General features: G+C 64.3%; 8 protein-coding genes and 1 pseudogene. 4 read left to right on the top strand and 5 right to left on the bottom strand.

Going from position 1 to position 11,016, the window contains the following annotated elements; all coding sequences use genetic code 11:
- Nucleotides 1-256: 256 nt before the first annotated feature.
- The 3 genes from CR105_RS23695 to CR105_RS23685 form a co-directional block, all read right to left on the bottom strand.
- Nucleotides 257-1,246, bottom strand: coding sequence for a GGDEF domain-containing response regulator (locus CR105_RS23695; RefSeq protein WP_099792840.1), 990 nt, complete (start codon nucleotides 1,244-1,246; stop codon nucleotides 257-259).
- A 205-nt stretch (nucleotides 1,247-1,451) separates the two neighbouring features.
- Nucleotides 1,452-3,983, bottom strand: a complete 2,532-nt coding sequence (locus tag CR105_RS23690; RefSeq protein ID WP_180288295.1) for a hybrid sensor histidine kinase/response regulator — start codon at nucleotides 3,981-3,983, stop codon at nucleotides 1,452-1,454.
- Nucleotides 3,984-4,144: 161 nt separating this feature from the next.
- Nucleotides 4,145-4,981 (bottom strand): response regulator, encoded by an 837-nt coding sequence (locus tag CR105_RS23685; RefSeq protein ID WP_099792838.1) that lies wholly within the window; start codon nucleotides 4,979-4,981, stop codon nucleotides 4,145-4,147.
- A 154-nt stretch (nucleotides 4,982-5,135) separates the two neighbouring features.
- On the opposite strand from CR105_RS23685, the gene CR105_RS23680 reads away from it, so the two are divergent.
- Nucleotides 5,136-5,651, top strand: a complete 516-nt coding sequence (locus CR105_RS23680; RefSeq protein WP_131021765.1) for a GNAT family N-acetyltransferase — start codon at nucleotides 5,136-5,138, stop codon at nucleotides 5,649-5,651.
- A gap of 232 nt (nucleotides 5,652-5,883) precedes the next feature.
- Here the strand turns inward: CR105_RS23680 and CR105_RS23675 are convergent.
- Nucleotides 5,884-6,645: pseudogene (locus CR105_RS23675) on the bottom strand (reverse transcriptase domain-containing protein); the annotation flags it as partial.
- 543 nt (nucleotides 6,646-7,188) lie between these two features.
- Here CR105_RS23675 and CR105_RS23665 point away from each other — a divergent pair.
- Nucleotides 7,189-7,491, top strand: a complete 303-nt coding sequence (locus tag CR105_RS23665; RefSeq protein WP_229414094.1) for a hypothetical protein — start codon at nucleotides 7,189-7,191, stop codon at nucleotides 7,489-7,491.
- Nucleotides 7,492-7,501: 10 nt separating this feature from the next.
- Here CR105_RS23665 and CR105_RS23660 read toward each other — a convergent pair whose 3' ends face one another.
- Entirely contained in the window at nucleotides 7,502-8,032 is a 531-nt protein-coding gene (locus CR105_RS23660) for a serine hydrolase domain-containing protein (protein WP_099792834.1), read from the bottom strand.
- 421 nt (nucleotides 8,033-8,453) lie between these two features.
- Here CR105_RS23660 and CR105_RS23655 point away from each other — a divergent pair, with 421 nt between their 5' ends.
- Both CR105_RS23655 and CR105_RS23650 read left to right on the top strand, forming a co-directional pair.
- Complete coding sequence (locus tag CR105_RS23655; RefSeq protein ID WP_180288292.1) at nucleotides 8,454-9,020, top strand: TOL_0243 family YfiR-like periplasmic protein; 567 nt, start codon at nucleotides 8,454-8,456, stop codon at nucleotides 9,018-9,020.
- Nucleotides 9,017-10,915 (top strand): sensor histidine kinase, YfiR-like protein-associated, encoded by a 1,899-nt coding sequence (locus CR105_RS23650; protein WP_099792830.1) that lies wholly within the window; start codon nucleotides 9,017-9,019, stop codon nucleotides 10,913-10,915. Before CR105_RS23655 ends, CR105_RS23650 begins: the two co-directional genes overlap by 4 nt.
- Nucleotides 10,916-11,016 lie beyond the last annotated feature (101 nt).

The following is an 11,016-nucleotide window of genomic DNA, read 5'->3' as shown; positions in this document are numbered from 1 at the left end:
ACGGGGCTCGTCAACAGGAGACCAAGGTGAAGCCGATGGTTTCCACGACAGTGAAGAACTCGATCGACCGGGTTGAACACAGATGAACGCAGGCATGGCGCGCCGGGTTCGGTGCCATGACGTCAACCGTTCCAACCGCCCGGTGCGGACCCGCATGCCGGGTGGTGTGGCAGGGGAGCGGCCTTCGGGCCGTCCCCTATGCCGATCTGCCGAAGGTCGATGTCGCCTCTGGACCCCGGGGGGGGGGGGCGCGAAATCAGCCGCGCGGCGTCGCCAGTTCCGGCTTGACGGCCGGCGCCTGCACCTTGGCCGCCGCCGGTGCCGATGTCGCGCAGAAGCGGTTCTTGCCGCCGCGCTTGGCTTCGTACAGCGCGTAGTCGGCTATGCTGATCAAGGCGTCGACTGTCTCGGCATCGTCCGGGTAGATGCTGATGCCGATACTGGTCGACAGCTGCAGCTTCAGGTCGTTGACGAAGATCGGCTCGGAGACCGCCTCGACCAGCTTGGCGGCCGGTCCGTGCGCGTCCGCCAGGCCGCCCACTTCGCCAAGCACCACCATGAATTCGTCGCCACCGAGGCGCGCCACGGTGTCTTCCTTGCGCGAACAGGCCAGCAGGCGCTGCGCGACCGTTTTCAACACTTCGTCGCCATAGGCGTGCCCGTAGGTGTCGTTGATCGTCTTGAAGCCATCGAGGTCGAGGTACATGATGGCCGCCTTGTGATGGTTGCGGCTGGCGTGTTGCAAGGTCGTCTCGATCCGGTCTTCCAGCAGGCGCCGGTTCGGCAGCCCGGTCAACGGGTCGTGCAATGCGAGTTCTTGCTGGGCGCGGCTGTATTGGGCCAGCTCGCGGTACAGCAGGCGCACTTCCAGCATGTTGTGGATGCGTTTGTGCACTTCGAGCAGGTCGAACGGCTTACTGATGAAGTCGCGCGCGCCCGCTTCCAGCGCGGCAATCTTGAAGCTTGGCTGGGCGGTCAGCGCCAGCACCGGCAGGTAGCCGCCTTGCTCGATTTCTTTCAGGCCTTTCATGACCTGGAAGCCGTTCAGGCCAGGCATCTGCAGGTCGAGCAGGATCAGGTCGTAGTTGTGCTGGCGGTGCAGTGGGCACACCTGCTCAGGCAGCATGGTCGAGCTGACACTGGTGTAGCCTTCTTCGCGCAATATCTCTTCCATCAACTCGATATTGTCGGGCGAATCGTCTACTACCAAAATCTTCGCGTTTAAAATGTCTTCTCGGCTCGGCATACTGGTCTCGGTCAAAGCGCAAAATCTAAACCCGGGTCAAGGGCGGGGCCCCGGGCGGTGTGTACGGCTGCAGCGGACGATCTGTCTGCTAATGCATACAAAATCCGGCATCACTCCTGCTTTTTCTGCCGATAGTGTAGCAAACTTCTGATTGTTTCTTGTAGGACAGTCGCTCGCGCGCCGGTAGGAGCCCCAAAACACGCTTTCACGACGTCGGCGCGCTTGCCATGCTTGCCACCGTCGCGATCAGCTGGCTTGGCTCGACCGGCTTGGAAATATGCGCCGCAAAGCCCGCCTGCAGGGCGCGCAGCCGGTCTTCCGATCGTGCGAACGCGGTCAGGGCCACGGCCGGCACGTCGCCGCCGGCGTCGCTGCCGAACGCCCGCACGTGCGCCAGCAATTCAAAGCCGTCCATGCCAGGCATGCCGAGGTCGCTCACCAGCACGTCCGGCGGATCGGCGCGAAACGCGTCGAGCGCGGCGCGCGCGCTGGCGGCCGTGGTGACGCTGGCATTGCAGTCCGACAGGATGCGCTTGATCAGGTCGCGTGCGTCGGGCTCGTCGTCGACCACCAGCACTTTCATGCCCGACAGGTCGCGCAGCTCGATGTCCGGCGTCAGCGGCGACGGCGGGCTGTACGGCGCGCGGTCGGGCCGCGCCGCCATCAGCTGCGGCGTCGCGCTCGGCAGTTCCACCGTGAAGCAGGCGCCGCGCTGTTCGCCCTCGCTCTCGACCCGCACGGTGCCGCCGTGCTGCTCGATCAGGTGCTTGACGATCGACAGTCCCAGCCCGAGGCCGCCGTGCTGGCGCGTGGTCGAGGCGTCGCCCTGGCGGAAGCGTTCGAACACGTGGGTGATGAATTCGGGCGCGATGCCGGCGCCGCTGTCGCACACGGCGATCTCGACGCTGGTGCCGGCCGGGCGCAGGTCGATCCGCACCAGGCCGTCGCGCGGGGTGAACTTGATGGCGTTCGACAGCAGGTTCCAGATCACCTGTTGCAGGCGCGCCGGGTCGCCGGCGATCGGGCCGGTGTCGTGCGCATACGCTTTTTCGAGCCGGATATTTTTCGCTTCGGCGGCCGGACGCACGGTTTCGATCGCCGCGTCGATGAACACGGTCGGCGCCAGCGTCTGAATGTCGAGCAATACCTTGCCCGATGTAATCCGGCTCATGTCGAGCAGGTCCTCGATCAGCTGGGCCTGGGCGCGCGCGTTGCGCTCGATCGTTTGCAGGCCGCGCTGCAGGTCGGCGGTGTCGCGCGTGCCGCGGCGTAGCACCTGGGCCCAGCCGAGGATGGCCGACAGCGGCGTGCGCAATTCGTGCGACAGCGTCGCCAGGAATTCGTCCTTCATCTGGCTGGTGCGCTCGGCTTCGGCGCGCGCCAGGCGTTCGCTCTCGAGCAGGTCCTTGCGCTCTTCGGCGGCGCGCTGGGCCGCTTCGTACAGGCGCGTGTTGTCGATCGCCACTGCCGCCTGCGCGGCGATGCCGCCGACGATGCGCTCGGTGCGTTCGGTGAAGATGGCCGCTTCCGGGTGGCCGAACATCAGGCGGCCGAGCACTTCTCCCGAGCGCGCCACCACCGGCACGGCCAGGTAGCTGCGCAGCGGCGGATGGCCGGGCGGCAGCGCGAAGGAGGGCGCCGATCCAGTCACGGCGTCGCGGCAGCGTTCGTCGATGCCGATGTCGTCGCAGCGCACCACGCCTTCGCCGCGCAGGATCGGCGCGATGGCTACGCCGGCGCCGGCCTGGCCGAGCCGGGCGAATTCGTCGCCCGCCGCGCCCGACAGCGCGTGCAGCGTGAACGGCTCGCCGGCACGGTCGGTGCCGTTGTAGACAAAGGCGCCGTAGCGCGCGCCGCTGATGCCGGTGGCCGCGTCCGACACCGTCTGCAGGAGCGAGCGCAGGTCGCGCTGGCGGGCCAGCGCGCTGCCGGTGCTGTTGAGCAGTTCGAGCACGTTCGATTCTTCGCGCAGCGCCTGCTGCACGCGCTTGACCTGGTCGACGTCGGTGCTGGTGCCAAACCAGCGCACGACGTTGCCGGCGCGGTCGCGCACGGCGTTGACCCGGGTCAGGAACCAGCGGTACTGGCCGTCGGCGCCGAGGATCGGGTATTCCATGTCGAACGGATTGCCGGTGCGGATCGACTCTTTCCAGCGCAGCAGCATGGCCGGCAGCGCGTCCGGGTCGAGCGTCGATTGCCAGCCCCAGCCTTCGACCTGCTCGGCGCGGGTGCCGGTGTAGTCGTACCAGCGCTCGTTGAACCAGACGATGGCGCCGTCGGCCTGCGCCATCCAGGCCAGTTGTGGGATCGAGTTGGCCAGCGCGCGCAGTTCTTCCTCGCTCTGGCGCAAGGTGTCCTCGGCGCTCTTGCGCTCGGTGACGTCCTGGAACTGGCAGGTCAGGCCGCTGGCCGAGGCAAACACGCGCAGCGCGAACCAGCGCTGCAGCCGGGCGTGGAAAAACTCGTGGCAGGCGCTGGCGCTTTGTTTGAGCGCGCGCAGCAGCAACGGTTCGACATCGTTGCGGCGCACTTCGCTTAACGCATCCCACAACAGGCTGCCGGCGATGTCGGCGCGGGTGCTGCCAGGTTGCGCCATCAGCGCCAGCGCCCGGTTGTTGAGGTAGTTGATGCGCCAGTCGCGCCCGACCGCGCAGAATGCGTCATCGGTACTCTCCAGCATTTGCTGCAGCAACGCGGCCGGGGCTGTCGCCGCGCTGGCGTAGCCGTCGATCGTCATTTTGATGGATCCCGTAGTTGACGCTGGGAACTGCGGGTCGGCGTGCGTGGGAGTTTCATGTAAGGATTCGCGATCGTAAAGTGATTGCCTGCTGCTGTGCGATGCAGCAGGCTGCAACAGATTCTAGCGCAGTCGAGCCGGATATATTCACACGGTTGGCCTTACGGCGCCTTGGCCGCCAGCTGGGCGGCGACATCGGCCAGTGCCTTTTGCAGTTGTTCGATCTCGTACGGCTTTTGCAGCGAGCGGTAAGGAAACTCGAGCTGGCGCAGCAGCGTGTCGCCGTAGCCGGATGCGAAGATCACGTGCAGCTGCGAATTGGCGGCCACGGCCTGGCGCGCCAGGTCGACGCCCGACATGCCCGGCAGGCTGACGTCGGTAAACAGCACGTTGTAGCTGCCGGCGGCAAGCTTTTGCAGCGCCGCTTCGGCGTGGCTGACGCCGTCGTTGTCGTGGCCGAATGCGCTGAGCATCTCGCACACGAGGTATTGCGAATCGAGGTTGTCTTCGACCACCAGGATGCGCAGGCCGGCGGTAGTCGGTGCGGCGGCGGCGGCCGGGGCGCTCGGCGCCAGCGCGCACAGCACGCCCAGCACTTCCTGCTGCGCGCCGCTAATCGGCGTAAAGAACAGGTCGCACTCGCGCTGGTGGGCGGCGCCGGCGCCGATGAACGTCAGGTGAGCGTCGCGCTGTTGCGATGCGATGCCGCTCCACGCCAGGTCGAACGCGCCGCGCGCGCTGGCCAGCGGCGGCGGCAGCATGGCCGGCACGTTGCCGCCCGGAGCGCGCGGATGTCCAGGTCCTGCCAGCGTGACATACGCCTCGTTGAACAGCACCACCTGCTCGCGGCCCCAGCACAGCAGCATTGGCAGCGGCGAATTGAACATGATGTCGAGCGTCAGCCGCAGTGGGTGCGGCCAGGCGGCGGCGTCGCCGAGCGCGGTACGCTGCCAGTCCACGCTGCCGGCGAGCCCGGAAAATTTGCCAGGTTCAAGCATAGGACCCTTGGAGTAAATTGTTGTTTTGAAATGGATTGGCGCAATCGTACACCAAAGCGCCGCCATCGCGAGCGCGGAAGCGAGCGACTGCCAGGCGGACACGGCGCCAGCGGGTCGCTATACTCTCAATATTGTTTGCACAAATACTAAGAATATGAAGATTGCGGTCAGAATTGCCATGGAAGAAGACAGGGCAGCCATCTGGAGCCTGTACGAAAGCGCGATGAAGCGGCATATCGAATCGATCTGGGGTTGGGACCAGGCGTGGCAGATCGCTTACTTCGAGCAAGCATTTTCGGCGTCCTCGACCTTTGTCGTCGAAATCGACGCGCAATTTGGTGGCTACCTTCAACTCGACCTTGGCGAGCGCGAAGTGTACCTGAGTATGATCATACTGACGCCGGTTGCGCGGTCGCGGCGAATTGGCGCAAAACTCCTCGCGCAACTCAATACGGTGAGCCAACAGGCGGGACATACCTTGCGATTGCGGGTGTTTCGGATAAATGTCGCGGCAAGGCGCTTCTACGAACGGGAAGGCTGGCGAGTCAATGGCGAGGATGACGTTGCCTTTTCGATGACCCATCCCTTGGGCGAGGACGCCGGATACACAACAAATTGGCGCGACCTGCGGCCGTTCGATTTCGTCACGGCGGTCAATGGCGACGATTGAGGATCCCGACGTGCAGATCGGCATAGGGGACAGCCGTGATGGCTGTTCCCCTGCCACACCACCCGGCATGCGGGTCCGCACCGGGCGGTTCGAGTAGTTGAGGTCAAGACAGGCGAGGCACTCCCAGTCTGTCGAAGTAAGCGATGGTCATCACTGTCTTCAACAGTCGGTCGCTATTGCGCCACCAACAGCGGCTGTTGGCAGCTACCCTTCGCGCGACCAAAGGCGCAGCCTCCTTGTCCACCTCATCGAGCATCACGTTGGCAAGCAGTGGACTAAGTGGTCCGCCTTGCGGCGTTCCTTCGGTCCGCGACTGCACCACCCCGCCAGCCATGATGCCGCTGTTCAAATAAGCGCGCACCAGCCAGATCACTCCGGCATCGTCCACGCCTTTCCGTAGGCGGTCAATCAGGATGTCGTGGTTGACCCGATCGAAGAATTTCGACAGGTCCACGTCAACTACGACCCGAAGACCGGACTGAACATACGCTTGGGCGGCTAACACCGCGTCTTGCGCACGCCTGCCCGGCCGAAAGCCATAGCTATGCTCGCTGAAAGTGGGGTCAAGTATCGGTTGCAGCACCTGTAGCAGTGCTTGCTGGATCAGGCGATCTGTCACCGTCGGGATGCCAAGCTCGCGCTCGCCACCGTCGGATTTCGGGATCGTCACCCGACGTACCGGTCTGGGCCGATACGTCCCTGCCAACAGTTGTTCTCGAATGAACGGCCACGCGGTTGCCAGATGTCGCGAGGTCTGATCGATATCCAGTCCATCCACGCCAGCTGCTCCCTTGTTGGCTCGCACACGCTTGAACGCCCGCCGCAGGTTCTCTGTCGTCAACGCCGCTTGCAGCAGCACTGACCCTGTGCTTCCGGTTGCATGTCGCGGGCAGAACGCTTCGTCGCTGAAAGTGTCAGACAAGGCTTCACCTTGCCCTTCGGCCTCCCGCCCCGCGTTAGCAGGCATCTGACGCTGTGCTTTCTGCATCGACATATCGGATTCACTCCTACTCGTTCGGTCCTTCGTCGGCGGGGTCGAGCCTTCCCGGCGCTACCGCTAACTACTATGACCTCTGCTGAGACCCCGCTCCGATTTTTTTTTCATCGTCGCCCTTTCAGGCATAAGGCGGGGCGTCCCCAGGTAAGGGCCGCACTCCTTCATCACACAACCGCCGCATCTACGCCACTTCTCCTTGACCACAAGAGCTTCGCGGTTTTGCGCCCGCTCGCCCTGATTGGTAGCGCCTTCTATGCAGTTCTTGTACATCGGCTCGTGATTTACGCTCCACGCTTACTTCCCACACTCGGTCACCCTCATGCAGTTGCGCTTCACTTCGCTCACTGTGGTCAGCTCGCGACGGGACTTTCACCCGCAGGAGTGCGCCCATGCTGGGCGCACGCAAAAAAAAGCCCGCTGCAAGCAGCGGGCTAAATCTATTTTCTTGGAGGAGAATAGAGGAGACAGATGCATCATGCTGCATTGCAAAAAATTTGGCTAATTTATTGTTGTGATGACAGTTATGCGATTCAGTAATAGTTGGGCTGGCTGGGCTTTGTGTATCATGCCTACCGCACGCCGCAGTCGACGGTGTTAACCAAGTTGGTGTTCATGGCAACAGTAGTCATCCACAGGAAAGTCAATATCGTCTTGCTCGAAGCCGGCGAGGAGATTGCCGCGCACTGCGCGCCCGGCGACATCGCCATCGTCACAGCGCCCGACGGCTGGTGGAATCATTTTTTGCTCGCCGACGGCACTGTCAACGGGTACGACCGGCCTTACAATAGCTACAAGGAAGCGCTATGGGCGGCCAAGGCGGCCGCCGAATTCGGCTTTTCCTGAATAGTCCGCTTTACCTGCAGCCTGGCGTTACCGCCGGCGCCACGCCATTGGACGCCAGCTCGGGCCGGTCGTACGGCGCATAGCCCATCCAGAACCACGGCACGCAGGTGTTTCCCAGCAGCGCGTCGAGCGCCGGATAAAACATCCGTGAGCCATTTGAGCTGTCGCTCAGCATGACAACCCCGCTGCGCTGGCGCACCAGGCCGAACGCCACGTTGTTGGTGCCGTCGTCGCTGCCCTCCTTGAAGAACGTCCTGCCCATCGGTCCCTCGAATACCGGCCAGCCCAGCCCGGCCGACAGCGCAATGGCGCGGTTCGCATCGGTCTCGCCCGGCCAGTGCGATGGAAACTGGCGCGGCGAGACGATCGCCAGCTGCGTTGACAGCATCGCCGTGTGGCTGGCGGCGGACAAGCCGTCACAGCGCAGCACGCCGGCAAAAAACGCCGCATAGTCGGCCAGCGTGGTGTCCATCGAGCCCGCCGCGCGCGCCCGGCTGCGTTTCTGGTGGGCGATGACCTCGCCGGCGGCGCGATAATGCACAGCGCCAGCCCGGGCACGGCGGTGGCGGCCATCAGGCGCGCGATGTCGGCGTCGACGGCGGCGAAACTGCGCGTATTGCCGTCCGGTGCGCGGAAGGTGGGCCGGGCCGCAGCACAGATGCACAGAAGCAGGGCGCTGGCAAGGATAATCGTGGCACGATGCATGATGTTTCCAAATAAGCTGCCGTATGTCTGTAGGGCAAGCTATTATTACACCGCCGCGCGCCACTGGAGCGCCGGTTTTCCGTACTTAAGTTGCACAAAAAAAGGGTCGTTTGCCACTGGTCTGGCGTGCGCTCCTTTATGCGTCACTGAAAATGTTCTACGATAGCAACCATGCTGAAACCATCACTGCCACCGCTGCTGCTTTCTCTTGCCTTGGTTGTCGAGCACGCGGTGCTGTTCAACATGGCGATGCGGTTTTGAGCGCGCCGTTTCGCTCCGTGCTGCGTGGCGTGCTGGCCGCCGTGCTGGCCGCGCTGGCCATGTCAGGCGCGCCGGTGCTGGCGCAGCCTGCCGGCGTCGAGCTCGAGCGCAGCGTCAAGGCTGCCTTCATTTACAAGTTTCTCGGTTACACCGAGTTTCCCGCCAGTGCTTTTGGCGACGCCGCTTCGCCGGTCGTGATCGGTGTGATCGGCGCGGAAGACATGGCCGCCGAGCTGGCACGCATCGTTGCCGGCCGCGCCATCAATAGCCGGGCTATCGTCGTCAAGCAGTTCCTCGATGGCGACAATCCGGGCGTGCACCTGCTGTTCGTCGCCGGCGCCGATTGCGCCCGCGTCGCCGGCGTTCTGCGCCAGGCGCGCGCGCCGACCTTGGTCGTCACCGAATGCGGCAACGGCCTGCAGGCCGGTTCCATCATCAACTTCAGGGTTGTCGAGGAGCGCGTGCGCTTCGATGTGTCGCTCGATGCGGCCGACAAAAACAACATTAAACTCAGTTCGCGCCTGCTTTCGGTCGCCAACCACGTCAGCAAAGGAGCACCATGATGCCGACGCACGATACCGGATCGGTCCGCAGCAAACTCATCATCATGGCGGTGTCGACCACCTTCGTGGCCATGTTGCTCGCCTCGATCGCCATGCTGCTGTACGACCTGCGCACGTTCCAGCAATACTGGGTCGACGACCTGACCACCCAGGCCGACATCATGGCCAGCGTGACGGCGCCGGCACTGGCATTCAACGACGCCAAGACGGCGCAGCAGAACCTGGCCGTGCTGCGGGTGCGCCCGCAAATCCTGTCGGGCGCGATCTACTCGGCCGCCGGCACCCGTTTCGCCTCTTACGCCCAGCAGTCGTCGGCCAACCTGAGCTTTCCGGCCAAGCCGGGCAAGCCAGGCTACCGCATCGAGCAGGGCGAGCTGGTGGTGGTGCACAACATCGTCGAGAATGGCGAGCTGCTCGGCACCGTCTACCTGCGCTCGCGCTACGGGCTGGTCGAGCGCCTGATCAATTACGCCACCATCCTCGGGGCGGTGATGCTCGGCGCGCTGGTGATCGCCGCGCTGGTGGCGTCACGGCTGCAGGAGAGCATCACGCGCCCGCTGCTGGCGGTCACCAACGTCGCGCGCGAAGTGATGCAGCGGCGCGACTTCACGTTGCGGGTGCCGGGCAACAACAGCGGCGAAATCGGCGTGCTGGTGGCGGCCTTTAACGACATGCTGGCCGAGATCGGCAGGCGCTCGCACGCCTTGCAGGAAGCGAACCTGACCCTGGAGCACGAGATGCAGGTGCGCCACCGCGCCGAGCAGGCGCTGCTGGTGGCCGACCGTCGCAAGGACGAATTCCTGGCGACCCTGGCCCACGAGTTGCGCAATCCGCTGGCACCGATCCGCACCGGCCTCGACATCCTGCGCCTGCGCAGCGGCGACGCCCAGGCCACCCAGCGCGCCACCGACATCATGGAACGCCAGCTGCGCCAGATGGTCCGCCTGGTCGACGACCTGCTCGACGTCTCGCGCATCAATACCGGCAAGTTTGCCATCAAGACCGGCCGCGTCGAACTGAAGGCGGTCGTCAACGACGCCCTCGAAGTGGTCCGCTCGTACGTCGAGCTGCATGGCCACGACCTCGTCATCGACTTGCCGGACCGGCCGGTGTTCCTGAATGGCGACGCCACCCGGCTGGCGCAGATCCTGTCGAACCTGCTCAATAACGCGGCCAAGTACACCAACCGCGGCGGGCGCGTGACCTTGAGCGCCCGCGTCGAGGACAAGAACTTGATCGTCTGCGTGTCCGACAACGGCATCGGCATCGCGCCCGACATGCTGGCCAACGTGTTCGAGATGTTCGTCCAGGTCGATTCGACCCTGGAGCGCACCAATGCGGGCCTCGGCGTCGGCCTGTCGCTGGCGCGCCGGCTGGTCGAACTGCATCACGGCACCATCGAAGCGAAGAGCGAAGGGATTGGCCGCGGCAGCGAATTTACGGTACGCCTGCCGATCGTCGTCGAGCCGGAACTGCCGACCAAGACGATGCCGGCCGCCTTCATCAGCTCGGAGACCTACCGCATCCTGCTGGCCGACGACAACGTCGACTTCGTCAACAGCATCGGCGCGCTGCTCTCGGCGATGGGACACAGCGTGGTGATCACCCACAACGGCCCGGATGCCTTGACGGCGGCGGCGCGCTTCTGTCCCGACTTCGCCTTCCTCGACATTGGCCTGCCGCAGATGTCCGGCTACGACCTGGCGCGCGGCATTCGCCGCCTGTCGTGCGGTCCGATGACCTTGCTCATCGCCGTGACCGGCTGGGGCCAGGAGAAGGATCGCCAGCTCGCCTTCGAGGCCGGGTTCGACCACCACATGGTCAAGCCGGTGCGCTTCGAGCAGATCGAGGAAATCCTGTCGAACCGCACCAGCGTCAAGAAGCTGCGCACGTAACGGCACTGGTGGCAAAAACAAAAACGGAAGCGTCGCCGCTTCCGTTTTTTTATCTTCAGCTTGGTCGCCGACGGCAAAACCGGGCTCTGATGGGACGCCGA

This window comes from Massilia eurypsychrophila (assembly GCF_002760655.1).
Taxonomy (GTDB): Bacteria; Pseudomonadota; Gammaproteobacteria; order Burkholderiales; family Burkholderiaceae_D; genus JAFCUW01.
The sequence above is the reverse complement of the archived record's forward strand: the minus strand, read 5'-3'. Positions and strand labels throughout refer to the sequence as shown.